This is a genomic window from Kluyvera intermedia (genome assembly GCF_034424175.1).
GTDB lineage: Bacteria > Pseudomonadota > Gammaproteobacteria > Enterobacterales > Enterobacteriaceae > Kluyvera > Kluyvera intermedia.
On the sequence record NZ_CP139986.1, the window covers coordinates 4,518,535 to 4,542,845 of the forward strand.

A 24,311-nucleotide genomic window follows, 5' to 3' on the forward strand; every position below is an offset into this window, starting at 1 on the left:
GGAATTTATACAGAGTTATTGACGATTATATCAGCGAGGTCAGAGATGCCAACCGCGAAATCTCAATGTGCGGCAACAAACGGCTGTCGGCGGTCTGCATCAGGTCAGCATTTTCCGGTTTGATCCAGCACGCCTGCATGCCGCAGCGGATAGCGCCCGCAACGTCGGTGGTAAGGTCATCGCCCACGTGGAGGATTTGGGCCAGCGGTACATTCAGTTTTTCAGCCGCCAAATGGTACATATCGGCGTATGGCTTGGATCGCCCGTCGGGACCCGCGCGCAACGCAAACTGGAAGTAGCCACTCAGGCCGAACAGTTCCGGCTGAGCGTTACCGTTGGTGATCGCCACCAGCGGCCATTTTTTCGCAAGCGCAGTCAGCGTATCGTGGGTTTCCTGTGGTACATCGATCCGGCTACGCCACTCGGCAAAATTAGCCATTGCCGCATCAGCGCCATTGGCAGCTTCTTGTGCCGTTAGCCCCGCCTGACGCAGACCAAATTCCAGCGCACGCCAGCGCCACTCGGTGACGTCGTGGTAAATTTCCGGTTCGCTTTTCAGCAGTTCATCACGCCAGCCTTGCAACATGCGCGCGTCAAAATTCGCCAGTGCCGGATGATATCCGCGAATAAAAGCCAGCGACTCTTGCATCGTCCGGTCAATGACCGGGCGGTTATCGTAAAGGGTATCGTCAAGGTCAAAGGTCAACGCGGCAATGGTGCCCAGCGGTCGATAAAAACGCATTATTTCTCCCGTTTGGCGCGTGGATGCGCCGCATCGTACACCGTAGCAAGGTGTTGAAAATCAAGGTGGGTATAGATTTGAGTGGTCGAGAGGTTCGCATGGCCTAACAACTCCTGCACACCGCGCAGATCGCCGCTCGACTCCAGCATATGGGTAGCAAACGAGTGGCGCAGTTTATGGGGATTTACATGGCTGTTCAGCCCCTGCTTGATGCCCCATTCGGCAAAGCGTTTTTGCACATTACGCGCGGAAATACGTTTGCCCAACTTCGACAGAAACAGCGCATCATCATCACCGCCAAACAATCCGCGTAAATCCAGCCAGTGCTCAATCCACGCCACGGCATTACGGCCAATTGGCAGGCGGCGTTCTTTGCTGCCTTTACCCATCACCCAGACTTCGCCGGTATCTAAATCGAGATGTTTGATATCCAGCCCAACCAGTTCGGATAATCGCAAACCCGCGCCGTACATCACTTCAAGCATCGCGCGGTCGCGTACTGCCAGCGGGTCATTGAGATCGATATCCAACAGGCGGTTGACGTCGTCGACGTCGATATTTTTAGGAAGATGGCGCGGGGCTTTCGGGGCCGCAATCCCTTTTGCAGGATTCGCCGGTAGCTCGCCCTGGCTGACCATCCAATCAAAGAAACTGCGCAGTGCTGACAGGCGTAGCGCCAGGCTCGCTGCTCCCAAGCCTTTACGCCGGCTACGGGTGGCGAAACTACGTACCATCGCAGCATCACATTGTTGCCAATTCTGCATGCCCATTGCGGCGGCCAGTTCAATAATGGCATCAAGCTGACGCTGATAGTTCAGCAATGTTATCGGGCTAAGCTGACGCTCTACGCCCAGATAGCGCAAAAAGCGCGTGACGGCGGGCGCCAGAGAGATGTCGGTCATACGCGTTCAATCCAACGTTCCAGCAGACCCGGTAGCATCAGCGCAATCTCCTGTAACAGCTGCGTCCCCTGTCCCGGCTGGTAATGCTGCGGGTCACGGCTGCTGAACAAGATAACGCCCAGATCCCCATCACTGCCCATCATCGACATGGCCACGGAACCCACGGCTTTGGCTTCTGGCAGCACCAGCAAAAGCTCTGGGCCGTTAAGATTACCAAGATAGTGATTTGATTGGCCTAAGCGCTGTATACGCAGCGGCTCGAACGCCTGACGCGAAAGAACCAGATGGGTATATTTCGACGGCGCACCTAAGCGCCAGCGATCGGAGAATAGCCGCAGCGATGCTCCCGCCAAACCCAATTCGCGCGCCCAACGGTGAAAGCGTAACAGGAGGTCATCCAGACTTTCAGCGCAAGCCAGCCGGTTTTGCAGATGCAGCAGACGATAGAACAGGCCTTCATTGACTGCCGCCTGATCCATCAGCTGATCCATATTCTCTTCCAGCATGGCGATATAGTTGCGCGAGCGCGCCATGTGCCACTCAACCAGCGACACCATTCCCCGCACCGGGTGCGGTACGCGCATTTGCTCGACAACCGCAGAATTTCGAATAAAGAATTCAGGATGTTGCAACAGATAATCAATAACTGCGTGGTCATTTAACAACGCAGTGGCATCCTGTTGTTCTTCCCCGACATGTTTCATAGATGAATAAATCCGTCATAGACGTGTGCCGCCGGGCCAGTCATAAACAACGGTTGGCCCGGGCCTTTCCAGGCGATATCAAGACGCCCGCCCGGCAATTCCACGCGCACTTCTTCCGCCAACAAACCTTGTTGAATGCCGACCGCGACCGCCGCGCAAGCACCGCTTCCGCAGGCCTGAGTTTCACCGGCACCGCGTTCATACACGCGCAAACGGATATGTTCACGCGCGACAATCTGCATAAAACCAATGTTTGCGCGTTCAGGAAAGCGTTCATGACTTTCCATCACCGGGCCTAGCGTTTCGACCGCCGCGGTGTCGACGTTATCGACTTGAATCACGCAGTGCGGGTTCCCCATAGAAACCACGCCGCACAATACTGTCTGTTCCGCTACACGCATAATATAGGTCTTTTCCGCTTTATTGGCGCGGAAAGGCACCTGCGACGGCTCAAAGTTCGGCTCACCCATATTGACGCGAACCAGCTCGTCGTCCGTTACGGTTAATACCATACGACCGTTTGCCGTACTCACACGGATGTCACGTTTATTGGTCAGGCCTTTCAGCCGTACGAAGCGAGCAAAACAGCGTGCACCGTTACCACACTGCGATACTTCGCTACCGTCAGCGTTAAAGATGCGGTAGTGAAAATCCAGGTCAGGATCGTAAGGCGGCTCAACGACCAGCAGTTGGTCGAAGCCCACACCATGATGCCTGTCCGCCAGGCGACGAATCAGCTCTGGCGAGAAAAAAACATTCTGCGTTACCGCGTCGACAACCATGAAATCGTTGCCGAGGCCATGCATTTTAGAAAACTGCATCATCTACTCCAGTTGCGCGGAACAGAACGTATAAATTAGTAATTAACCTGCGTCGGCCCGCCGGAATCACCACGGTCATTGCGATCCGGGGTATCGCTTTGCACCGGAGGGGTCACGGGTTTGGTCGGTGGAGCTTCCGTTTTATCAGCCGGAGGAAAATAAAGCGGGCCTTTCAGGCCGCAGCCAGCAAGGCTAAACAATGCGAGTAACAATGCCAGCGGTCGAAAAATCTTATTCATTGTGAAGATGCCTGTAGTTCAATGCTTTCTGTTTTCTATCATCGCAGGAGAAGCCGCAAAAGCAAGTGTTAAGCACCTGACTGCAACGTGATTTGTTTCACGCTATACTGCCGAATCACTAAAAAACGGGAAACAACAATGAACGACAGTGAATTTCATCAATTGGCCGACACCCTGTGGATGACCATTGAAGAGCGCCTGGACAATTGGGACGGTGACAGCGATATCGACTGCGAGATCAATGGCGGTGTGCTGACCCTTAGCTTTGATAACGGCAGCAAAATTATCATTAATCGCCAGGAGCCACTGCACCAGGTGTGGTTAGCAACCAAGCAGGGCGGCTACCATTTTGACCTGAAAGGCGATGAGTGGATTTGCGACCGCAGCGGTGAAAACTTCTGGGATTTACTGGAACAAGCTGCAACGCAGCAGGCGGGGGAAGCGGTTAGCTTCCGTTAAGCGCCAATTGCCGGATGGCGGTGTAAACACCTTATCCGGCCTACCAACTGAAGCGCAATCCCGGAGTCGGCGTAAACGCCTCGTCCGGGCTACAAATGACAGGTAGCCCGGCCAAGCAACGCGCCGCCGGGATTTATATTATGAAAAATACTGCTGCAGCAGCGGCGTATTATCGTTGTCCTGATTGGACGGCGGCGGTGGGGTAATCGCCTGGCTACGGAATGGGATCACCTGCGTGCGGCCATCGACTTTCACAATCTGATAGAACTGCGGCAAGTTGAAGTTGATAAAGCTTGAGCCGTAGGTAAAGCGGTCGTGCGACGATGAGTAGAAACGGCTGACGTCACGCACCAGCTCCTCTTTACTCCCCTCACAGTGGTGATAAACCTCTGCGCGGTTGCTCTCGTCGAGAATATAGATATTAAAGCCCTGCTCTTCACCCGATGCTTCAAAGAAGAACTGGATAATCCCTTCGCTGGCAAAGCCATCAACAACCGGTGGTAACTCCACGTGGTTGGTCTCAACTTGTACCGACAGACCATGCAGCTTGTTGTGCGAAATCGCGCCATAGAACTCAATGGCGTTTTCCAGCTTCTGCACCGACACATTCAGGCGCTCAAAGAAGAGACCCCAAGTCTGCCCGGAGACGCGCAGCGCTTTGAAGCGGCCCGTTTCATGGCGAGTGCTTGAAAGGCGCAGTTCGATACACTCAGACACCAGTTGCTGCACGCGGGTACGAATCAAGCCGCGCAGATGCTGGCTGTAGCAGAACACTTCGACGCTATCCGGCGGCGCAGCATCCTGGTGCATTTTACCGAGGATGGTTTTCAACGCCTCGATCATCGCCTGCTCGCCGTTAAAGTGCAGCGTACGCACTTCGTTCCACGAGTTGCGATACAGCAGGTCAACGCTGCCGACCAGGCATTTCTGGTCTTCGCCGAAGCTGAAGATATCGAGCTTGCGGAAGTCGAAATGTACGACCTGATTGCGGAAAGCCGCCGTCGGGTCATATTCGAGGTTAACGATAATCGCCAGGTGGCGAATTTCACACGGGCTGTACAGTGCTTTCGGGGTCGGCGACGGCAGGCGTAGCGGGAAGTGGTGCGATACGTCAGCGACCATTTCCTGCAATTTCGCCAGATCGACAATCTCATTGCCTTTGATAAACAGGCGCGTACGAGAGGTCAACAGGCCGTTAAACCAGGCCCAGGCCACCAGCTTATTAAGATAGCGGTTATATTCCAGCGGCTGATGGCTAACAATCGATTCCATGTTCGGCGCGCGGTTGTAGAGATACCAACCCGTACGGTTAGCACGTCCCGGCGGAACATAGATAAAGGTCAGATTCGGTTCGGAAAGATCCGGTGAAATTTGCGGGTTAACCAGCGTCACTTTACCCGGCAATGCTTCAAACGCCGCATACAGTTTACGCGTCAGCACACCGATATCCTGCGGACTGGCGGATACGCTGAGATTATTGCGGCGAGCAAAGCGGATCAGATTACGGTAGCTTTGCATCATGGCATCAAGCAGTTCGTTGTGCGCTTCACGCACCTGATCGATTTTCCAGTTGGCGCGGTTGTCGAGCATCGCCAGACGTTCTTCGCTCCAGCCCCACTCTTTCACCAGTTGCCCAATCACCTCACGACGCCAGCCAACGCAGGCACGTTCACGACTGAGCTTTTCGCACACTTTCAGATAGAAGCAGCGGCGGACGAGATCCAGACGGGTGTCGTCTTCAATGGCCTTCAGATACTCAGTGACGCGCTCCAGCATCATGCAGTAAGCGTCGAGACCAAAGGAGACAATCTCGCCGTCGTGCAGGCGCTGTTTAATATCTTTCGCCAACAGGCGGGTACCAGGATATTCCCAAGAATAAGCTTCAAGCAGCAGAGTTTTCAGCACCGCTTTATACGGTGAGTCGATACTCTTATAGAGCTGCCACAGGCTTGCGCCAAAGTATTCTTCGGCGGAGAGCGAACTCAATCCACCGAGGTCGAGCCATTCGTTTGGCGTCAGCACACCCTGAGCGTAAAGCGTCATGACGTAATCGTCGTAATGCTCTTCTTCTTCGCACGGCACCATATTCCACAGAATACGTTTGCCGGCCAGGCGCACCGCCGTACGGTAAAACTCGTCGAGCAGTAAAATATGCTGTGTTGAACCGCAGTCTTCGCCGCCGAGACTGCCGCTTTCATTGTGACGGAAGCGGTTTTCGTCGATCAGGAAGAAGCTGACTTCAACGCCAAGCGACGCCGCCCAGCTTTCCAGCAGGCTGCATTTTCGTTGCAATAGTTGGCGTTCATCATTATCGAGCCACGACTGATGGCAGACCCAGATATCGAGGTCGGAAGAACAGCTCTGGCCGACGGACGAGGTGCTGCCCATCGAGTAGATGCCTGTTATCGGCAGCTCGCCCTTCGCGGAGATCTGCGGCGCCATGCCGCGATGCAGTTCGAGCTCATCAAGGTAATGACGTTGGGTTTCATCAGGCGTGTAAATGCAGATGCCCTTGGGAACGTTACCGTCAAGGTAACCCGGCATCAGCGGATGATGATAATGTAATAATGTCGGCAGTAGACTGTATACCTGCTGGAAAGCAGGGCCCATGGCTGCAAGCGCGCGATCTACACGCAGTTGGTTGATGGCATCCAGTCTCTGTTTAAGCGTCTCAATATAGAGGTACAAGACATATCGCCTGATGTTCAAACCTCGACGTATCTTTAAACAATGCAGGTACGGAGGTTTTTAATATTTCAACAAGAAGAACCGTTACCGTTTATCGCCCGCCGTTGTGATGATTAAAATTCGGGCAAAAATCGGTTTAAAACGTGATCAATCTAACACCTTGCCGGTTGACGGTAAAGAATGTTGCACTACAACAAGTGTAGCATCTAATGCTGTTGTAAACCCCGGCATACGATCAAGACAGTGCCAGTAATACCAGGTAAACACAACTCCGTTTACGTCTGCCATCATTTACACAACAGGCATGTTTCCTGCATTGCGATTAGTTCAGAGTATGAAACCCTGAAAACTAACATCATTAAGTCAACAATGTTAGGATGAACAACGGACGATAATGACGGTAACAAGCATGTTAGACAAAGTTTTGAGAATTGCCACACGCCAAAGTCCGCTCGCTCTCTGGCAAGCGTACTATGTAAAAGAACGCCTGATGGCTTGCCATCCAGGGCTGACGGTGACGCTTGTCCCGATGGTTACCCGCGGTGACATTATCCTTGATACTCCGCTGGCCAAAGTGGGTGGCAAGGGGCTTTTTGTCAAAGAGCTTGAGCTGGCACTGCTTGAAGATCGCGCCGATATCGCCGTGCATTCAATGAAAGATGTGCCCGTCGAGTTCCCAGAAGGACTGGGCCTCGTGACCATTTGTGAGCGCGAAGACCCACGTGATGCCTTCGTGTCGAACCATTTCACCTGCATGGATGACCTCCCAGCGGGAAGCATCGTGGGCACCTCCAGCCTGCGTCGCCAGTGCCAGATTGCCCAGCGCCGCCCGGATCTGGTGATTCGCTCGCTGCGCGGGAACGTCGGCACGCGTCTAAGCAAACTCGATAACGGCGATTACGATGCCATTATTTTGGCCGTCGCTGGACTCAAGCGTCTTGAGCTGGATGCCCGCATCCGCCAACCGATGTCACCAGAAGAATCGCTTCCGGCCGTGGGTCAAGGCGCAGTCGGCATTGAATGTCGCCTGGGTGATGAGCAAACTCGCGCACTGCTCGCACCGCTGAACCACGACGAAACCGCCGTTCGCGTGTGCGCCGAGCGCGCCATGAATACGCGCCTGGAAGGCGGCTGTCAGGTTCCTATTGGCAGCTATGCTGAGCTTATCGACGGCGAGTTGTGGCTACGCGCACTGGTTGGTGCGCCGGACGGCAGTGAAACGGTACGCGGCGAACGTCGTGGTAAACCTGAAGACGCCGAACGCATGGGTATTGAGCTGGCCGATGAACTGCTGGATAACGGTGCCCGAGAGATTCTGGCTGCGGTTTACGACGGAGACGCCGCCGTATGACCATCCTGGTAACCCGCCCCTCTCCACAAGGAGAAGAGTTAGTGAGCCGTTTACGCGCGCTGGGGCGAGTGGCCTGGAGTTTCCCACTGATTGATTTTACCCCCGGCCGAGAGCTGAATACGCTCGGCCAATCGTTGCAGACATTGGGCGACGGGGATTTAATTTTCGCGCTGTCGCAACACGCCGTCAGCTTCGCGCATGCGCAGCTACAGCAACAGCACCTTCGCTGGCCAACCTCGGCACACTATTTTGCGATTGGCCGCACCACGGCATTAGCCCTGCATCAGGTCAACGGTCTCGATGTTCGTTATCCATTAGATCGGGAAATTAGCGAAGTGTTGCTACAATTACCTGAATTGCAAACTATTGCGGGAAAAAAGGCGCTCATCTTGCGTGGTAACGGCGGACGTGAATTGCTCGCTGAAACCCTCACCGCACGGGGTGCCGATGTGACGCTTTGTGAATGTTATCAACGCAGCCCCATCCACTACGATGGCGCGGAAGAAGCGATGCGCTGGCAGTCGCGTGAAGTCACGACGATTGTGGTCACCAGTGGTGAAATGTTGCAACAACTGTTGACGCTCATTCCTCTCTGGTACCGGGAAAACTGGCTGCTTAAGTGCCGGTTACTGGTGGTGAGTGAACGCATTGCAAAACTTGCCCAGGAGATGGGCTGGCAGGATATTCAGGTTGCCGATAGCGCAGACAACGATGCGCTGCTGCGCGCATTACAATAACTCTCAAAATTGGAAGCCATAATGACGGAACAAAAAGAAAACTCCGCCGTGGTTGAAGAGTCCAGGGACGCCGTGAACACCACGCCAAAACCCGACACTCGTAAGCCAGAAAATGCTGAGAAAAAAAATAACGGCGGGAAAACTAGCCTGGTGTTGAGCGCGGTCGCGATCGCCATTGCACTGGCAGCAGGCGTTGGCCTGTACGGCTGGGGCAAACAGCAGGCCGTCAACCAGTCCTCTACCAGCGATACGCTCGCGAATCAGCTTATTGCGCTGCAAAAAACGCAGGATGCGCAAAAAGAGGCGCTGGAGACCACTCTCAAACAGCAGGCGACTCAACTGGAAGAGGCGAAAGCCCAACAGAGTGAACTGGCTAAGCAGCTTGATGAACTCCAGCAAAAGGTTGCCGCTATCTCAGGTACCGACTCCAAAACCTGGTTGCTCTCGCAGGCTGATTTCCTCGTGAAACTGGCAGGGCGCAAACTGTGGAGCGATCAGGATGCCACCACCGCTGCCGCACTGCTGAAAAGCGCCGATGCTAGCCTTGCCGATATGAACGATCCCAGTTTAATCGCAGCTCGTCGGGCGATCACTGAAGATATCGCCAGTCTTGCCGCCGTTTCTCAGGTGGATTACGACGGCATCATTCTTAAGGTGAATCAGTTGGCAAACCAGGTCGATAACCTGCGTCTGGCCGATAACAATACCGATGGTTCACCGATGGATAACGACGACAGCGAACTGTCTGCATCACTGGGTGAATGGCGCGTTAATCTGCAAAAAAGCTGGCAGAACTTTATGGACAGCTTTATTACCATTCGCCGCCGTGATGAAACCGCCGTACCGCTGCTGGCGCCAAACCAGGATATCTACCTACGGGAAAATATCCGTTCTCAGCTGTTAGCGGCTGTACAAGCGGTACCGCGCCATCAGGATGAAACCTACAAGCAGGCGCTGGATAATGTCTCAACATGGGTTCGCGCTTACTACGACACCGATGATGCGGCGACTAAAACGTTCCTGAATGATATTGAAACGTTGAGCCAGCAGAGCATTTCGATGGACGTCCCAGAAACGCTGGAAAGCCAGCCTATTCTGGAAAAACTGATGCAGACTCGGGTACGTAACCTGATGGCGCAACCTGCTATCGCACAACCCGCCGCAGAACAACCTGCTGCCGCGGCGCCTGTGACTGAGCAGCCAGCTGCACCACAAGGAGAATAATCGATGCTGAAAGTTCTCTTACTCTTTGCACTGCTGATAGCAGGCGTAGTGGTCGGTCCGATGGTCGCCGGGCATCAGGGCTATGTGTTGATCCAAACGGATAATTACAACATCGAAACCAGCGTGACCGGACTCGTCATCATTATGATTTTGCTGATGGTGGTTCTGTTCGCGCTGGAGTGGATCCTGCGCCGTATTTTCCGCACCAGCGCCCATACGCGTGGCTGGTTCGTCGGGCGTAAACGCCGTCGCGCACGTAAGCAAACCGAGCAAGCGCTGTTGAAGCTGGCGGAAGGCGACTATCAGCAGGTAGAAAAGCTGATGTCGAAAAATGCCGATCACGCGGAGCAGCCGGTGGTCAACTATCTGTTGGCAGCCGAAGCGGCGCAGCAGCGTGGTGATGAAGCTCGTGCTAATCAGCATCTGCAACGCGCAGCGGAAAACGCCGGCAACGATCTGATTCCGGTCGAAATCACCCGTGTTCGCTTACAGCTTGCCCGCAATGAAAATCATGCGGCACGCCATGGCATTGATAAGCTGCTGGAGATTGCGCCACGTCATCCGGAAGTGCTGCGTTTGGCTGAACAAGCCTATATTCAGACCGGTGCCTGGAGTTCTCTGCTGGACATTATCCCGTCGATGGCCAAAGCCCAGGTCGGTGATGATGCCCACCGCAACGCGCTGGAGCAGCAAGCGTGGATTGGTCTCATGGATCAAGTGCGTGATGATCAGGGTAGCGAAGGTTTACGTGACTGGTGGAAGAATCAGAGCCGTAAAACTCGCCATCAGGTGGCATTGCAGGTTGCCATCGCCGAACACTTAATTGAATGTGACGATCATGACACCGCCCAGCAGATCATCATCGATGGCCTGAAGCGCCAGTATGACGATCGTCTGGTGATGCTGATCCCACGTCTGCACACCAACAATCCTGAACAGATGGAAAAACTGCTGCGCCAGCAAATTAAAACGGTGGGCGATCGTCCACTGTTATGGAGCACGCTGGGCCAGTCGCTGATGAAACACGGTGAATGGCAGGAAGCGAGTCTCGCTTTCCGCGCCGCTCTTAAGCAGCGCCCGGATGCCTTCGATTATGCCTGGCTTGCCGACGTGCTCGACCGTCTGAAACAGCCGGAAGAGGCCGCGACAATGCGCCGTGAAGGGCTAATGCTAACGTTGCAAAATAACCCGCAAGCGTAAAGCTGGGGTTTTCAAAAAGGGACCGGGAGGTCCCTTTTTTTATGGCTTCAGGCAGTACAGAGTCTCTGTTCAGGCATAAAAAAACGCCTGCTCGTATTCGGAGCAGGCGTTAAACAGGTTTAATTCGACAACATATTGGTGCTTCACTCAACGTAATGTCCATGGTGTCTGATGAGGCGAAAGCGACATCTGTCAGTGGACGATAAGCACCGTAAACGGCTCTGCGTCATTCCTGGGTTTATGAGGCCAAAGGCGAACATAAGAGATGGAATGAGCATCTACGCGGCGCATTATGTCACAGGATCCTAAGGGAAGACACCTCCCGTTACATAAAAATAATCAGGTCAAGTGCTAGCATGATACGCAGGGAAAAATCGGCTGATGGGAACACACATTTTTCCCATCTAAAACTGATATTCTGCCTAAAACAAATATATGATAAATAAAAAATAGAGATGTTTAAATTTTATTCATTTACTAATTTTATATTTAAAGATGAAGTAACAATTTAGAATACAGTTGGCCTCGCATCTCTTCCCTCCTTTTATTTACAGCATAAAAATATCAGGTATAAGATTCTGAGCACGACAAGATATGGCGCTGCTCACACCATAAATATATTCATAAGTATTATGCAGTTATAGCATTCATCAATCACCGAGCGGCTCCGAGACCACAGCACTGCTATTTATCGAATATATATATGTATTATGGAGAATCTATAATGGATTTATCATTTCCTCGAAAGCTGCTCGCGCTTGCCGTTATTACCGCGCTTCCCGCACTCGCTAATGCCGCGGATACACCTGCAGTGGCGACGGTTAAACCAGGTTATTCCGGTTACGATCATCCCAATCAGTATTTAGTAAAACCGACCACCAGCATCGCCGATAATATGATGCCGGTAATAATGCATCCCGAGCAGAATAAAGAAACCCAGCAGAAGCTGGCGGAGATAGAGAAAAAAACCGGCAAGAAACCGAACGTCATCATTTTCATACTCGATGATGTAGGCTGGATGGATGTCGGTTTCAACGGTGGCGGCGTCGCAGTCGGTAATCCGACCCCCGATATCGATGCGGTCGCCAGTCAGGGTCTGATTCTCACCTCCGCCTATTCACAGCCAAGCTCCTCCCCTACTCGTGCGACCATATTGACCGGACAATATTCCGTTCACCACGGTATTCTGATGCCGCCAATGTACGGCATGCCAGGCGGGCTGGAAGGGTTAACAACGTTACCACAGCTGCTGCACGATCAAGGGTATGTGACTCAGGCTATCGGTAAATGGCACATGGGCGAGAACGAAGGTTCACAGCCGCAGAATGTGGGCTTTGATGACTTCCGTGGCTTCAACTCCGTCTCTGATATGTATACCGAATGGCGCGACGTTCACGTGAACCCGGAAGTAGCGCTTAGCCCTGCCCGCTCCGAGTACATCAAAAATTTGCCGTTTAGCAAAGATGATGTTCATGCGGTACGCGGTGGCAAGCAAGAAGCCATTGCGGATATCACGCCGAAATATATGGAAGACCTCGACCAGCGCTGGATGCAATACGGCGTCGATTTCCTCAATAAGATGACGAAAAACGATAAGCCATTCTTCCTGTATTACGGCACGCGCGGCTGTCACTTCGATAACTATCCGAACGCCAAATATGCGGGTAGCTCACCGGCGCGCACTTCCTACAGCGATTGCATGGTCGAAATGAACGATATCTTCGGCAACCTGTATAAAACGCTGGAGAAAAACGGTCAGCTTGATAACACGCTGATTGTCTTTACCTCCGATAATGGCCCAGAAGCGGAAGTTCCGCCACACGGTCGCACGCCATTCCGTGGCGCGAAAGGATCGACCTGGGAAGGCGGCGTGCGTGTGCCAACATTCGTTTACTGGAAAGGGATGATCCAGTCGCGTAAATCTGACGGCATTGTCGATCTGGCGGATCTGTTCCCAACGGCGCTGGCTCTGGCCGGTAAGCCGGGCGCAGAAGTGTCAAAACTGGTGCCGAATACCACCTTTATCGACGGTATCGATCAGTCTTCATTCTTTATCGGCACTAACGGCCAGTCTAACCGTAAGGCGGAGCACTACTTCCTGAACGGTCAGCTCTCGGCGGTGCGTATTGATGAGTTCAAGTATCACATGCTGATTCAACAGCCATATGCGTTTACGCAGAGTGGCTATCAGGGCGGTTTCACGGGTGCGGTGATGCCAACAGCAGGCACCATGATCTTTAACCTGTATACAGACCCACAGGAAAGCGAATCTGTGGGTGTGCGTCATATACCGATGGGCGTGCCGCTACAGACTGAAGTTCATGACTACATGAAAATCCTGCAGAAATACCCACCGAAGGTACAAATCAAACTGTAAATCTTCTCGCCCACTTCCTTATTGGAAGTGGGTTTTTCTTATTTGCTAACCTTCACCAGATTGGCCCGCATAATATCGCTAGCCGGACGCCCGCTTGCCAGCAGATCGGCCATGGCTTTCAGATACGGCGGCAGGTGACGGAAATAGCGCTGGAACCCGGCACACAGATAGTGCAATCCCGGTTCACCGGATGCCGTCGGCATAAATCGTTGCTTCGGACAGCCGCCCCAGCAGGCTTTCAACACCTGACACTCACGACACTGCGTAGGTAAATGCGTGTACTTGTCTTTACCAAACTGTTCCTGCGCTGGGGAGTCAACCATGCTGGCAAAAGTATCGTGGTGCAAATTACCAAGCTGATACTCAGGGTAAACATAATGGTCGCAAGCGTAGACGTCACCGTTATGCTCCACGGCCAGCGAGCGTCCACAGGTTGGCTGATGATGGCAAACCACGCCTGGCGCACCGACAAAGCTGGCGAAAGCCCACTCAATGTTCATCACGAAAACGCGCCCTACGTCACGTTGGATCCATCGGTCAAATACCGTCACCAGAAAATCGCCATAATCCTCAGGATGTACCGACCACTCGGTCAAGGTGCCTTTCATTTCACCCGGCGCATGAAGCGTCAGCCCGGCCTGTGCGGCACGCTCATCTGCCAGACGTTCAACAACGGGGATAAACTGGATGAACTCAACGCCCGCCTCGCATAAAAAATCATACACCAGAAGAGGTTCACGCGCGCTGGTACGGTTAACGCAGGCCAGCACGTTGTAGTTAACGCGATGCTTTTGCAGCAGGGTTAGCGCGCGCATCACCAGTTTATGCGTCGGGCGACCGCCTTTCGTCACGCGATACTGATTATGGATCTCCGCAGGGCCATCCAGAGAAAGTCCGACCAGAAACTGCTGCTGCGCCAGAAAGGCACACCACTTATCATCCAGCAGCACGCCGTTGGTCTGAAAGCTGTTAGCGATCCGCCGACCCTCGCCATATTTTTGTTGCAGGGCAACGGCGCGACGATAGAAATCGAGACCCAGCAAAGTGGGTTCACCGCCCTGCCAGGTAAAGGCAATCTCATCTTGCGGCTCGCTGGCAGCAATGTAGTGACGAACGTAGGCTTCCAGCGTGGCATCATCCATACGCAGCGTCGGACGAGTGGAATACAGGGCGTGTTTTTCGAGGTAAAAGCAGTAGGTGCAGTTCAGATTACACTCTGACCCGCTTGGTTTGGCCATCGCGTGAAACGCTCGCGTCGGTACCTGTTGCAGCATGTTCACTCCTTCCTGAGCAAAATGGTATCCATAAGGAAGAAGGGATAGTACTGCGGTGAAGAAAAGCAAAAGAGGCGTTTATTGCGGCGTGAGGTGAGCAGGATTACAGAAAACAAAAAACCCCGCCGAAGCGGGGTTCAAAATTGGTCGGCGAGAGAGGATTCGAACCTCCGACCCACTGGTCCCAAACCAGTTGCGCTACCAAGCTGCGCTACTCGCCGAAATACTGCGGTACTGCTTTTTGAATTTTGAGTTCAATTCGTTTTTTCGTAAACGGAATGTCCGTAAACAAAAAACCCTGCCTGAGCAGGATTCAAAATTGGTCGGCGAGAGAGGATTCGAACCTCCGACCCACTGGTCCCAAACCAGTTGCGCTACCAAGCTGCGCTACTCGCCGAAATTTTGCTTTACTGCTTTTTGAACGCTACGTTCAATTCGTTAAAGTCGTGGTGCGAAGGGAGGGACTTGAACCCTCACGTCCGTAAGAACACTAACACCTGAAGCTAGCGCGTCTACCAATTCCGCCACCATCGCATGTTCACAACTTTATCAAATAATGGGGTGGCTAATGGGATTCGAACCCACGACAACTGGAATCACAATCCAGGGCTCTACCAACTGAGCTATAGCCACCACTACTTAATTCTTTCTACGCGGTCTTTAAAACCACCGCAGCTCCAGCACCGGGTAAATGGTGCGCCCGACAGGATTCGAACCTGAGACCTCTGCCTCCGGAGGGCAGCGCTCTATCCAGCTGAGCTACGGGCGCTTAGCGCCGTTGCGGGGTCGGATATTACGGACTTCCTACCCCGCTGTCTAGTGCCTTTTTAAAGAAAATTATCGTTTGCTCATGCTTTGCGCATTTTGTCGCTTATTTCTGCAAATTTTGCACTTTTGCGGCCTGGCTCATGCCAAATACCTTATAAACCAGCGTCACAATCGCTAAGAACAGCGCACCAACAAACAACGACATACGGGTATCCTCATTGAGTCCCATCCCGATAAGTACGCAAACCAGGAACGCCATGGTCACGTAGTTAGCCCACGGGAATAAAATGGAGCGGAACGGGTGGCTAGCAATCGCTTCTTTATGCGCACGACGAAAACGAAGCTGGCTAATCAGGATAACAAACCACGGCACCATTCCCGGCAATACGCTGGCGCTGTAGACATATACAAATACGCGCTGCGGGTTAGGAATGATGTAGTTGAGGCATGAGCCAATCAGCAAAATCACAATCGACACGCTAACGCCTGCTGCCGGCACACCGCTTTTGGTCACTTTCGCCATCGCCGCCGGAAGCTGGCGGTTTTTCGCCAGCGCATAGAGCATACGTCCGCAGCTGTACATCCCGCTATTACAGCCGGACAGTGCCGCCGTCAGCACCACAAAGTTGATGATTCCTGCCGCCGCGGTAATACCGATTTTGGCGAAGGTGAGGACAAACGGACTACCGTTAGTGCCAATCTGGTTCCACGGGAAAATAGTGACGATGACAAAAATGGCACCCACATAGAAAATCAGGATACGCCACAGCACTTTGCCAACCGCGCTACGCAGCGTTGTCTGTGGATTTTTCGCTTCACCGGCGGTCATGCCGATAAGCTCAACGCCCTGATAAGAAGCCACGACAATACACAGTGCCGTCAGGAAGCCCTTCCAGCCGCCCGCGAAGAAGCCGCCGTGTTCGGTCAGATTACTAAAACCAATCGAAGTGCCGCCGTTACCAAAGCCAAAGAAAATCACGCCAAGGCCAATCACGATCATCACAATAATGGTGGTGACCTTAATCATCGCAAACCAGAATTCGATTTCGCCGTATAGACGTACCGCCGCCAGGTTAGCGAGCGCCACAAGGCCCACGGCAATCAACGCGGGTATCCACTGCACCATATCCGGGAACCAGAACTGGACGTAAACACCTATCGCGGTAATCTCCGAGATGCCTACCGCCATCCACATAAACCAATATGACCACGCGGTGAGATAGCCAAAAAATGGGCTCATATATTTATGCGCGTAGACCGCAAACGAACCGGTTACCGGCTCAATAAACAGCATTTCACCCATCGAGCGCATGATGAAGAATACAAAAATCCCCGCCAGAATATAGGCGAGCAATACCGACGGGCCAGCCCACTTCAGGGTGCTGGCGGAGCCCATAAACAGGCCGACACCAATGGTGCCCCCTAGGGCGATTAATTCAATATGACGGGCTTCCAGACCGCGCTGGAGCTCCGGTTTTTTCTCTGCCATAAGTCCTCTTGTGTTTGCATATGACCGGTCGATGCCGGTTTTATTTTTATAGAAAAATAGATGTCTGTCGGATGCGGGCGTCTGCGTAGAAATACGCAGATACCCTTAGGGCAGGCGAATGGTTTAACAATTTCGAATAAATGGCAAATATAAATGAGGAAGAAAGTATCGAAATTGTGAAAGTATCGCGCAGGAAATACGCGGTACTTTCACGTTAATACGCAGAATATTCAGAGATTATTGCTGTAGTGCCAACGTAAATAACGCAGCAGACGAAGCTGGCGTTTAATGCGGCTTGGCTGAGAGAGCAGACGATAAAGCCACTCCAGCCCCAGATTCTGCCAGACCTTCGGCGCACGCTTCACGTGGCCGGTAAATACGTCGTAAGTGCCACCAACGCCCATATACAGCGCATCCGGATAAACCTGTCGACAGTCGCGCATCAGGATCTCTTGCTTTGGCGATCCCATCGCGACGGTAACAATTTTTGCGCCACTATCGCGGATACGCTCAAACAGCGCCTGACGTTCCTGCGCCGTAAAGTAGCCGTCTTGCGTGCCGACCAGATTAACGTTCCACTGCTGACGTAGCTTTTCCGTCGTTTCTGCCAGTACGTCAGGTTTGCCACCTATCAGGAATACCGGCGTACCTTCCGCCCCGGCACGCGCCATCAGCGCTTCCCACAGATCGGCGCCCGCCACCCGCGACACGTTCGCATTGGGGTATTTTTTATTGACGGAGCGAACCACGCTGATGCCATCGGCATATTTAAATTCCGCTGCGTTAATCAGCGTCTTAACCTCAGCGTCATCCTCCAGCGTCAGCATTTTTTCGGCGTTAATCGCCACCAGCGTACCCTGCTTCAGATTGCCGCCCGCATACAGGAAGTCCAGCGCATGCTGCATATTACGCCAGCCAATCAGCTCCAGCCCGCGCAATGTATAGGTCGGTGCGGTCAGTGAATCGTCCATTTTATCCTTCTCTAACGTGCAGGGGACGTTTTGACCGCTGATGGATAAGCCCGGCACTTTCAAATAACCAGTACAATAGTTTCGCCACCAGCAAACAGACCCCAAAGATAACCATAAAAAAGACCACACGAGAGCCGAAAGAGTCCAGCCCCTCACGGGCCAGCACGATCATATTGAAGATCGCGCCAAAACAAAAACTGTGCAAAATGGCCGCTTTATAGCGATTCGGCTCCTGATTGCCCAACATGTATAGCCAGTCAAACCATTTAATAATCAGCCCAACCGCCACTGCGCCAATCGGCACAAACCACACACCACCCATCACCACCAGTGAGCCAATCAGCGTTGGGGAAATAGCGAGCCCGGAATGGTTATTCAGCACTTCCCAGGTAAAGTAGTTGGCGGTATTCAGTATGACGCCCGGCCTTGTTGGCCATAGCCAGCTCGGGATAAAGACATAGAAGTCGCGCACAATCGGCGCCAGTCCCTGAAACTCTATCTTGTCGTAGTTTTGCAACAGCAGCGCCAGGTTTTCCCACGGTGAAAAGGTATCGCGCGTCAGGTAAAGGAAGGTATAAAACGCCTCATCACCGCTGACGTTCATGCCATAGCGCTTAAGTGCCAGCCAGAACATCCCGACAATCCCCATCACGCCTGCCGCAACCAGCATCCACAACGAGATCCAGCCGCGAATAATACCGATAAACAGGAAGATGGCAAAAGCGATGATGATATTGGCCCGGGTGCCGCCAACAATGGCATACGTCAGCAGGCCGAAAGCCACGGTAGCCAGCAGGAAACCTATCCATGCTTTCCAGCCCGGCTTTAAGAAATAAATCACCAGCATCGCCGGAATAAAGAAGTAGAAGAAGCGCTTAAGTGCGACACCAGAAACTTCGCTTGAGAAAATCTGGCTGTACGAATGCAGCTTAAACAGCAGGAAACCGTTATGCAGGAAGAAGGTGCCGACCGTTAACAACGCCAGGCACATCAATAAGATCCAGGTAATATGCGTCTCGACCCGGTTCATGGTAAATAGCGGCCGACGCGGCGTGTTGCCCACGGTGGCTTTACGAAGACGGGTTTTATAGGTGACGTAGTACACCGCGTAGAAACAGACCGAAATCAGCAACGTTTGCAGCAGCACCTCCGGCGGCGCAACACTGACATCAAACCGGAACACCAGCGTGCAGGTCAGCGGGAAGCCGAAGAAGAACGTCAGCAAAAACAGCAGCGAGAAAAAGACGTTGAAGTTAAAGCGCACGCGGCGGAATTCAAACCATGTCAGGGTACCGATAAACAGCGCCGATAAAAGCCAGACGGCAAACAGCCCGGTAAACTGCATTTCGCTCATACCGCTTCCCCCGCCGCCAGCTGTAGCGCCCGATACCATGGCGCCAGATAGTTTGGTTTGAAAAAGGCGATGTCGTTTTTATCCACCAACGCCAGTTGGCGCTGAGCTTCACGTACCACCGGCACGGTCAACGTATCATCGGTAAACAGCACCGGAATATGCTGCTCGACCATGTCCTGCCAGAATGGATTCTGGCGGTTCAGTACGCAGGGGATCCCCGCCTGAACCAGCAGGCAGAGCGTGCCAATGCCCTGCTGGCGGGCAAAAATAAAGTAGCCCAGATCGCAGCGGCGCAGCAAGGCGAGATAAGCGTCAAATTCCAGCTTTTCACGCAGGATCTGTACATGTTCTTTGCTGAAAAGTGCCTGTCCAGCGCTCTCAACCTCAGTAATGTAGCCGCCGTTATTGGCCGGATATCCCATCGGGACGATCACATTAACGGTGTCGCCAAACTGTTGATGGACCGCCTTCAGGGCAGCCACGTGTTCATTGCTTCGATCGCCTGAGTTACCAATTAAAATCGTTAGCTTGCCGTCGCGCGGGGTGCTTTCCGCAAGATCGTTTAGCGTGGGATCCATTCGGGTTGGGAAATAGAGCAGCTCGCCAGAGACTTGCGGGTGCCGTTCGCCGAAGTAGTTCAGGTCGCCACGGGTCGCAAAAACGCGCCCCACTCGTCCCTGCGCCATGCGCCGCAGCGGATAGAACAGGCGGAATTTCAGGCCGCGTGACACTTCATACAAATCCGCACCCCAGATATGCCAGCTCACCTGGGAAGGCTTCAAGCCACCGTTGAGCAGCGCCAGCCAGATCCCGGTATTAAATTGACCGTGGAAGAAGAAGCGCTGCTGGCGATTCGCTTTGGCTTTTGTCACCACCGCCTTCGCCAGTGACGACTTATCCGCATAACGCTCAATCGCAAGCTCAGGAAACGCAGCAGCCAGCTTTTCATCATGGCTCACCACCATAAAGCGTCGGGCATGCACGTGCTCTGTAGCCAGCTTGTCAGCAAAAAAACGTAGCACCGTCTGGTTATGGTGTGGGATATCCGATCCCAGGATATGTATCAATTCGGTCATTGCCGTTTACGCCAAATTAGAAATACGCCGCTGCACAGCGTGAAATAGACAATATAGGTCGCCATGTAAGCCTGAGTCGCGCCCAGCGCGCCGTGCGTGGGGATAAGCCAGTGAGAGAAACCGGTTAACAAGGCAAACTGACTTAGCTCGGCCAGAATATACAAACGCAGCGAAGCTTTGGCGATAACTAAATAACCAAAGACGTAAGCACCTACTTTCAACACATCACCCACCAGCTGCCACGCGAACAGGTCGCGCATGGCGACAAATTTCGCCGAAAATAGCAGCCAGATTGCAAAATCACGCAGTAGCCAAACGGTAAGGCTTGCCGCCGCGACAGCAGGCAAAACAAACTTTAGCGAGCGGCCAATCTCGCGAGAGATATCCTGCTTGGCGGTAAGTCGAGAGAGCGTGGGCAGCAGGTAGACGCTAAACGAGGCCGTGATAAATTGCAGATACGCGTCAGAGATACTGCTAACCCCCTGCCAAATCCCCACTTCATCCCAGCTGTAATGCGCCGCCATGAGGTTTCGCATCATGACGTAGGCCACCGGCATGGTGACCGAGGTCATCAGCGCCATCAGGGTAAATTTACCAAGCTGGCTCGCCAGCGGGCGGTCCCACTGTGGTTTCAGATAGCTCCAGGGGATTGTACCGCGCAGGGAAAGCATCACCGCCGCCGGAATGACAATCAGCGCCGGAACCAGCGCCAAACCCAGTAATGCGCCTTCATACCCGCCGAATCGGTAGCAGGCATAATAGGCCACAACGCCAATCACGCTCCCGGCAATCAACGACAGCGCATTGCCTGCCGCATCGCGGAAGCCCTTCATCAGTGCCAGCAGCAGGTTGGCCCAGGCGATGCCCATTTGCACCAGCGCCACCAGACGTACTAACCCCTGATAATCCGTGTGACCAAACAGGCCCTGGCTTATCGGGGCCGCCGCCAGCAGGAAAATCACCGCCAGCAGCGTGGAGAACCCCAGCACCATCGCCGAAGAGGTACCGACCACCTGGCGCAGACGCGCCGGATCATCATGATGTTGGGCGACAAATTTCGTCACCCCATTAAAAATACCCGCTCCGGCCAGCACGCCGAGCACCGTCACCAGTTGACGAAAATTCCCCGCCTGACCCACGCCGGAAGGGCCAAACGACACTGCCAGCAGTTTCACCACCAACAGCCCAACGCCAATTTTTACCAGCGTGGACGCGGCGGTCCACACCGAAGCTTTAGCCAGCGACATATCAGGCGAAGTAGCTCAGCAGCGTATTGATTACCGTACGCTGATCGACCGGCGACAGGTTGTAGAACAGAGGCAAGCGGAGTAACCGCTCACTTTCTATTGTGGTATGACGATCTTCACCGCGGAACTCGCCAAATTTCTCGCCCGCCGGGCAAGAGTGCAGCGGAATATAATGGAATACGGCAAGGATTTCGGCTTCTTTCAGCCAGTTAATCAGCGCACTACGATCTTCCATGTCGCGCAGCTTAATGTAGAACATATGCGCGTTATGCCCGCAATCTTGCGGGATCACCGGCAGGTCAATACGCCCGGCGTTCGCCAGCGGCAGCAGCGCGTCGTAATAGCTCTGCCACAGTGACAAGCGCTGTTTGTTTATGCGTTCAGCGGCTTCCAGTTGCGCCCACAGATAAGCGGCCTGAAGATCGGACATCAGGTAGCTGGAACCAATATCGCGCCAGGTATATTTGTCCACCAGCCCACGGAAGAACTGGCTGCGGTTAGTCCCTTTTTCACGGATGATTTCTGCACGCTCAACCAGTGCACGGTCATTAATCAGCGTCGCGCCGCCTTCGCCGCCCGCGGTGTAGTTCTTGGTTTCATGGAAGCTAAAGCAACCAATATGACCAATGGAGCCCAGCGCGCGGCCTTTGTAGGTCGACATCACGCCCTGCGCGGCATCTTCCACCACGAACAGGTTATATTTTTTCGCCAGCGCCATGATAGTGTCCATCTCACAGGCGACGCCTGCATAATGTACCGGCACGATAGCGCGCGTTTTATCGGTGATCGCCGCTTCAATCTGCGTTTCATCGATATTCATTGTCTCTTTGTGAACGTCAACAAAGACGATTTTCGCCCCGCGCAGCACAAAGGCGTTGGCGGTAGAGACAAAGGTGTAGCTCGGCATGATCACTTCATCACCCGGCTGGATATCCAGCAAAATCGCCGCCATTTCCAGCGAAGCGGTACAGGACGGGGTCAACAGCACCTTGGCGCTGCCGAAACGCTGCTCCATCCATTGCTGGCAGCGACGGGTAAAACCGCCGTCGCCGCACAGTTTGCCGCTGCCCATCGCAGACTGCATGTAATCGAGTTCTGTACCCACGACCGGTGGGGCGTTAAATGGGATCATGATGTCACCTGTATAACCAGTACGCGGTGCTGACAACGTTAGCGCCGCTGTGAATATAGCGTTGAAGTGCTGCGGTATTGCCGGCTTGCGTCGCCACCCGTAGCGTTGAATGGCCGCGAGTATACGCCCAGCGCACCGCCGCCTGCATCAGTTCAGCCCCTGCACCACGTCCGGCCAGCAGGCCAATACGTGCATCAGAAGCATTTAATTCTCGTAAGGACACAAATCCACGGATAGCGCGGCGCTCATCACGGAAAATCAGGCATTGATTGTCGAAGGTGCCTTTTACCGCGTTTTCAATCCACTGGGCATAGAAACGCCCGCTGGCATCGGGTGCGTACCACGGAGCACGAAAGCGACTTAAGGCGAACGCCTGTGCCGCCAGAGCACGCAGCTCGGGAATATCCGCCTGGGTTGCCACCTCCGCCTGCGGACAGGCGACTGCCGTTACCGCGAGCGCCAGGTCAACTTCACCTTCGACCAACTGGAAGCCCAGTTGCTGTAGGGTATCAAGCGCCTCGACCTGATGCGCGGCAATTTTTGCCTGCACCCGTGACCAGCCCACGAGCCTTTCGGCAGTGAGCGTTGGCGCATCGTCAGCAAAGCGGACAATCGCACTCTTCACGTTGAAGAACTGGTTTTCCCAGGTCAGAGGCTCAATATTGGCGAGGACGGGCACGGAGCAACTCCAGCAGGTATTGACCATAACCGGTTTTCGATAATCTTGCGGCGGCGCGTTTTACGCCTTCATCATCCAGCCAACCGTTGCGCCAGGCAATTTCTTCCAGACAGGCAATTTTAAAGCCCTGCCGTTTTTCTACGGTCTGCACAAACATACTGGCTTCAATCAGGCTGTCATGGGTGCCGGTATCAAGCCAGGCAAAGCCGCGTCCCAGCAGTTCAACAGTCAGCTTGCCATCGTCGAGGTACATCTGATTGAGCGAGGTGATCTCCAGCTCGCCACGTTCAGAGGGCTTCACGCGCTTAGCGTACTCAACAACATCACCGTCATAGAAGTAGAGCCCAGTCACCGCCCAGTTTGATTTTGGCTGTTTTGGCTTCTCTTCCAGCGACAGCGCGTGGAAATTATCGTCAAACTCCACCACGCCAAAGCGTTCCGGGTCCATCACCTGATAGCCGAATACCGTTGCACCTTGCGTGCGCGCCGCAACGTGACGCAGTTTCGGGCTAAAGGCCTGACCAAAGAAGATATTATCGCCAAGCACCAGACAGGACGGTTCGCCATTGAGGAACGTCTCACCGATGATAAATGCCTGCGCCAGACCATCCGGAGTAGGCTGCTCGGCATACTGTAGTGAAATACCAAACTCACTGCCGTCGCCCAGCAGGCGCTGGAAGCTGCTTTTGTCTTCCGGGGTGGTGATAATCAGAATATCGCGAATACCCGCCAGCATTAGCACCGACAGCGGGTAATAAATCATCGGTTTATCGTAAATCGGCAGCAGTTGCTTTGATACACCACGGGTGATCGGATGCAGGCGCGAACCCGATCCGCCAGCAAGAATAATACCTTTCATTGCGTTCTCTCCTCCGCA

21 protein-coding genes and 5 tRNA genes are annotated in these 24,311 nt (G+C 53.5%); 6 read left to right on the forward strand and 20 right to left on the reverse strand.

Annotated elements, in window-relative coordinates; all coding sequences use genetic code 11:
- Positions 1 to 25: 25 nt before the first annotated feature.
- Genes yigB through lptM form a run of 5 tightly spaced genes read right to left on the reverse strand, consistent with a single transcriptional unit; the run spans position 26 to position 3,408 of the window.
- Positions 26 to 742 carry a 5-amino-6-(5-phospho-D-ribitylamino)uracil phosphatase YigB gene (gene yigB, locus U0026_RS21715; protein ID WP_062777405.1) on the reverse strand — a complete coding sequence of 239 codons (717 nt, stop codon included), beginning with the start codon at positions 740 to 742 and terminating at the stop codon, positions 26 to 28.
- Positions 742 to 1,644 (reverse strand): tyrosine recombinase XerC, encoded by a 903-nt coding sequence (xerC, locus tag U0026_RS21720; protein WP_062777403.1) that lies wholly within the window; start codon positions 1,642 to 1,644, stop codon positions 742 to 744. The genes yigB and xerC overlap by 1 nt, the downstream gene beginning before the upstream one ends.
- On the reverse strand, positions 1,641 to 2,348 hold the full coding sequence (locus U0026_RS21725; RefSeq protein WP_062777401.1) for a DUF484 domain-containing protein: 708 nt from the start codon (positions 2,346 to 2,348) through the stop codon (positions 1,641 to 1,643). The genes xerC and U0026_RS21725 overlap by 4 nt, the downstream gene beginning before the upstream one ends.
- On the reverse strand, positions 2,345 to 3,169 hold the full coding sequence (gene dapF, locus U0026_RS21730; RefSeq protein ID WP_062777399.1) for a diaminopimelate epimerase: 825 nt from the start codon (positions 3,167 to 3,169) through the stop codon (positions 2,345 to 2,347). The genes U0026_RS21725 and dapF overlap by 4 nt, the downstream gene beginning before the upstream one ends.
- A gap of 35 nt (positions 3,170 to 3,204) precedes the next feature.
- Positions 3,205 to 3,408, reverse strand: a complete 204-nt coding sequence (gene lptM, locus U0026_RS21735; protein WP_062777397.1) for an LPS translocon maturation chaperone LptM — start codon at positions 3,406 to 3,408, stop codon at positions 3,205 to 3,207.
- Positions 3,409 to 3,546: 138 nt separating this feature from the next.
- Here lptM and cyaY point away from each other — a divergent pair, with 138 nt between their 5' ends.
- The gene (gene cyaY / locus U0026_RS21740) at positions 3,547 to 3,867 is read left to right on the forward strand and encodes an iron donor protein CyaY (protein ID WP_062777395.1); all 321 of its coding nucleotides are present in this window, start codon (positions 3,547 to 3,549) and stop codon (positions 3,865 to 3,867) included.
- A 138-nt stretch (positions 3,868 to 4,005) separates the two neighbouring features.
- Here the strand turns inward: cyaY and cyaA are convergent, their stop codons facing one another.
- The gene (gene cyaA, locus U0026_RS21745; protein ID WP_062777393.1) at positions 4,006 to 6,555 is read right to left on the reverse strand and encodes a class I adenylate cyclase; all 2,550 of its coding nucleotides are present in this window, start codon (positions 6,553 to 6,555) and stop codon (positions 4,006 to 4,008) included.
- 409 nt (positions 6,556 to 6,964) lie between these two features.
- Here cyaA and hemC point away from each other — a divergent pair, with 409 nt between their 5' ends.
- The 5 genes from hemC (at position 6,965) to U0026_RS21770 (ending at position 13,444) form a co-directional block, all read left to right on the forward strand.
- Positions 6,965 to 7,906, forward strand: a complete 942-nt coding sequence (gene hemC / locus U0026_RS21750) for a hydroxymethylbilane synthase (protein WP_062777391.1) — start codon at positions 6,965 to 6,967, stop codon at positions 7,904 to 7,906.
- The gene (gene hemD, locus U0026_RS21755) at positions 7,903 to 8,643 is read left to right on the forward strand and encodes a uroporphyrinogen-III synthase (RefSeq protein ID WP_062777389.1); all 741 of its coding nucleotides are present in this window, start codon (positions 7,903 to 7,905) and stop codon (positions 8,641 to 8,643) included. Before hemC ends, hemD begins: the two co-directional genes overlap by 4 nt.
- Before the next feature lie 21 nt (positions 8,644 to 8,664).
- On the forward strand, positions 8,665 to 9,867 hold the full coding sequence (hemX, locus tag U0026_RS21760) for a uroporphyrinogen-III C-methyltransferase (protein WP_062777387.1): 1,203 nt from the start codon (positions 8,665 to 8,667) through the stop codon (positions 9,865 to 9,867).
- 3 nt (positions 9,868 to 9,870) lie between these two features.
- Complete coding sequence (gene hemY, locus U0026_RS21765) at positions 9,871 to 11,067, forward strand: protoheme IX biogenesis protein HemY (protein WP_062777385.1); 1,197 nt, start codon at positions 9,871 to 9,873, stop codon at positions 11,065 to 11,067.
- 724 nt (positions 11,068 to 11,791) lie between these two features.
- Positions 11,792 to 13,444 (forward strand): sulfatase-like hydrolase/transferase, encoded by a 1,653-nt coding sequence (locus tag U0026_RS21770; RefSeq protein WP_062777383.1) that lies wholly within the window; start codon positions 11,792 to 11,794, stop codon positions 13,442 to 13,444.
- A 38-nt stretch (positions 13,445 to 13,482) separates the two neighbouring features.
- On the opposite strand, the gene U0026_RS21775 is transcribed toward U0026_RS21770, so the two are convergent.
- The 14 genes from U0026_RS21775 to rfbA all read right to left on the reverse strand — a co-directional run bounded on the left by U0026_RS21775 (position 13,483) and on the right by rfbA (position 24,293).
- Positions 13,483 to 14,718: an anaerobic sulfatase maturase gene (locus tag U0026_RS21775; protein WP_062777382.1), complete on the reverse strand. Its 1,236-nt coding sequence runs from the start codon at positions 14,716 to 14,718 to the stop codon at positions 13,483 to 13,485.
- Positions 14,719 to 14,862: 144 nt separating this feature from the next.
- Positions 14,863 to 14,939, reverse strand: a tRNA-Pro gene (locus tag U0026_RS21780).
- Positions 14,940 to 15,038: 99 nt separating this feature from the next.
- A tRNA-Pro gene (locus U0026_RS21785) sits at positions 15,039 to 15,115 on the reverse strand.
- Positions 15,116 to 15,165: 50 nt separating this feature from the next.
- Positions 15,166 to 15,252, reverse strand: a tRNA-Leu gene (locus U0026_RS21790).
- A 23-nt stretch (positions 15,253 to 15,275) separates the two neighbouring features.
- Positions 15,276 to 15,351: transfer RNA gene (locus U0026_RS21795), tRNA-His, on the reverse strand.
- 59 nt (positions 15,352 to 15,410) lie between these two features.
- A tRNA-Arg gene (locus tag U0026_RS21800) sits at positions 15,411 to 15,487 on the reverse strand.
- A 102-nt stretch (positions 15,488 to 15,589) separates the two neighbouring features.
- On the reverse strand, positions 15,590 to 16,975 hold the full coding sequence (gene thrP / locus U0026_RS21805; RefSeq protein WP_062777380.1) for a bifunctional threonine/serine APC transporter ThrP: 1,386 nt from the start codon (positions 16,973 to 16,975) through the stop codon (positions 15,590 to 15,592).
- A 230-nt stretch (positions 16,976 to 17,205) separates the two neighbouring features.
- The gene (gene wecG / locus U0026_RS21810) at positions 17,206 to 17,946 is read right to left on the reverse strand and encodes a lipopolysaccharide N-acetylmannosaminouronosyltransferase (RefSeq protein ID WP_062777378.1); all 741 of its coding nucleotides are present in this window, start codon (positions 17,944 to 17,946) and stop codon (positions 17,206 to 17,208) included.
- Position 17,947: 1 nt separating this feature from the next.
- Entirely contained in the window at positions 17,948 to 19,300 is a 1,353-nt protein-coding gene (gene wzyE, locus U0026_RS21815) for an ECA oligosaccharide polymerase (protein ID WP_062777376.1), read from the reverse strand.
- Positions 19,297 to 20,376 (reverse strand): TDP-N-acetylfucosamine:lipid II N-acetylfucosaminyltransferase, encoded by a 1,080-nt coding sequence (locus U0026_RS21820; RefSeq protein ID WP_062777374.1) that lies wholly within the window; start codon positions 20,374 to 20,376, stop codon positions 19,297 to 19,299. Before U0026_RS21820 ends, wzyE begins: the two co-directional genes overlap by 4 nt.
- Complete coding sequence (wzxE, locus tag U0026_RS21825; RefSeq protein ID WP_062777372.1) at positions 20,373 to 21,623, reverse strand: lipid III flippase WzxE; 1,251 nt, start codon at positions 21,621 to 21,623, stop codon at positions 20,373 to 20,375. Before wzxE ends, U0026_RS21820 begins: the two co-directional genes overlap by 4 nt.
- Position 21,624: 1 nt before the next feature.
- Positions 21,625 to 22,755, reverse strand: coding sequence for a dTDP-4-amino-4,6-dideoxygalactose transaminase (gene rffA / locus U0026_RS21830; RefSeq protein WP_062777370.1), 1,131 nt, complete (start codon positions 22,753 to 22,755; stop codon positions 21,625 to 21,627).
- A 4-nt stretch (positions 22,756 to 22,759) separates the two neighbouring features.
- On the reverse strand, positions 22,760 to 23,434 hold the full coding sequence (rffC, locus tag U0026_RS21835; RefSeq protein WP_062777368.1) for a dTDP-4-amino-4,6-dideoxy-D-galactose acyltransferase: 675 nt from the start codon (positions 23,432 to 23,434) through the stop codon (positions 22,760 to 22,762).
- Complete coding sequence (gene rfbA, locus U0026_RS21840) at positions 23,412 to 24,293, reverse strand: glucose-1-phosphate thymidylyltransferase RfbA (protein WP_062777366.1); 882 nt, start codon at positions 24,291 to 24,293, stop codon at positions 23,412 to 23,414. Before rfbA ends, rffC begins: the two co-directional genes overlap by 23 nt.
- Between the last annotated feature and the right edge of the window lie 18 nt (positions 24,294 to 24,311).

Coding starts and splice junctions, on each gene's coding strand:
- yigB (WP_062777405.1), bottom strand. CDS start 742: ATGCGTTTTTATCGACCGCTGGGCACCATTGCCGCGTTGACCTTTGAC.
- xerC (WP_062777403.1), bottom strand. CDS start 1,644: ATGACCGACATCTCTCTGGCGCCCGCCGTCACGCGCTTTTTGCGCTAT.
- U0026_RS21725 (WP_062777401.1), bottom strand. CDS start 2,348: ATGAAACATGTCGGGGAAGAACAACAGGATGCCACTGCGTTGTTAAAT.
- dapF (WP_062777399.1), bottom strand. CDS start 3,169: ATGCAGTTTTCTAAAATGCATGGCCTCGGCAACGATTTCATGGTTGTC.
- lptM (WP_062777397.1), bottom strand. CDS start 3,408: ATGAATAAGATTTTTCGACCGCTGGCATTGTTACTCGCATTGTTTAGC.
- cyaY (WP_062777395.1), top strand. CDS start 3,547: ATGAACGACAGTGAATTTCATCAATTGGCCGACACCCTGTGGATGACC.
- hemC (WP_062777391.1), top strand. CDS start 6,965: ATGTTAGACAAAGTTTTGAGAATTGCCACACGCCAAAGTCCGCTCGCT.
- hemD (WP_062777389.1), top strand. CDS start 7,903: ATGACCATCCTGGTAACCCGCCCCTCTCCACAAGGAGAAGAGTTAGTG.
- hemX (WP_062777387.1), top strand. CDS start 8,665: ATGACGGAACAAAAAGAAAACTCCGCCGTGGTTGAAGAGTCCAGGGAC.
- hemY (WP_062777385.1), top strand. CDS start 9,871: ATGCTGAAAGTTCTCTTACTCTTTGCACTGCTGATAGCAGGCGTAGTG.
- U0026_RS21770 (WP_062777383.1), top strand. CDS start 11,792: ATGGATTTATCATTTCCTCGAAAGCTGCTCGCGCTTGCCGTTATTACC.
- U0026_RS21775 (WP_062777382.1), bottom strand. CDS start 14,718: ATGCTGCAACAGGTACCGACGCGAGCGTTTCACGCGATGGCCAAACCA.
- thrP (WP_062777380.1), bottom strand. CDS start 16,975: ATGGCAGAGAAAAAACCGGAGCTCCAGCGCGGTCTGGAAGCCCGTCAT.
- wecG (WP_062777378.1), bottom strand. CDS start 17,946: ATGGACGATTCACTGACCGCACCGACCTATACATTGCGCGGGCTGGAG.
- wzyE (WP_062777376.1), bottom strand. CDS start 19,300: ATGAGCGAAATGCAGTTTACCGGGCTGTTTGCCGTCTGGCTTTTATCG.
- U0026_RS21820 (WP_062777374.1), bottom strand. CDS start 20,376: ATGACCGAATTGATACATATCCTGGGATCGGATATCCCACACCATAAC.
- wzxE (WP_062777372.1), bottom strand. CDS start 21,623: ATGTCGCTGGCTAAAGCTTCGGTGTGGACCGCCGCGTCCACGCTGGTA.
- rffA (WP_062777370.1), bottom strand. CDS start 22,755: ATGATCCCATTTAACGCCCCACCGGTCGTGGGTACAGAACTCGATTAC.
- rfbA (WP_062777366.1), bottom strand. CDS start 24,293: ATGAAAGGTATTATTCTTGCTGGCGGATCGGGTTCGCGCCTGCATCCG.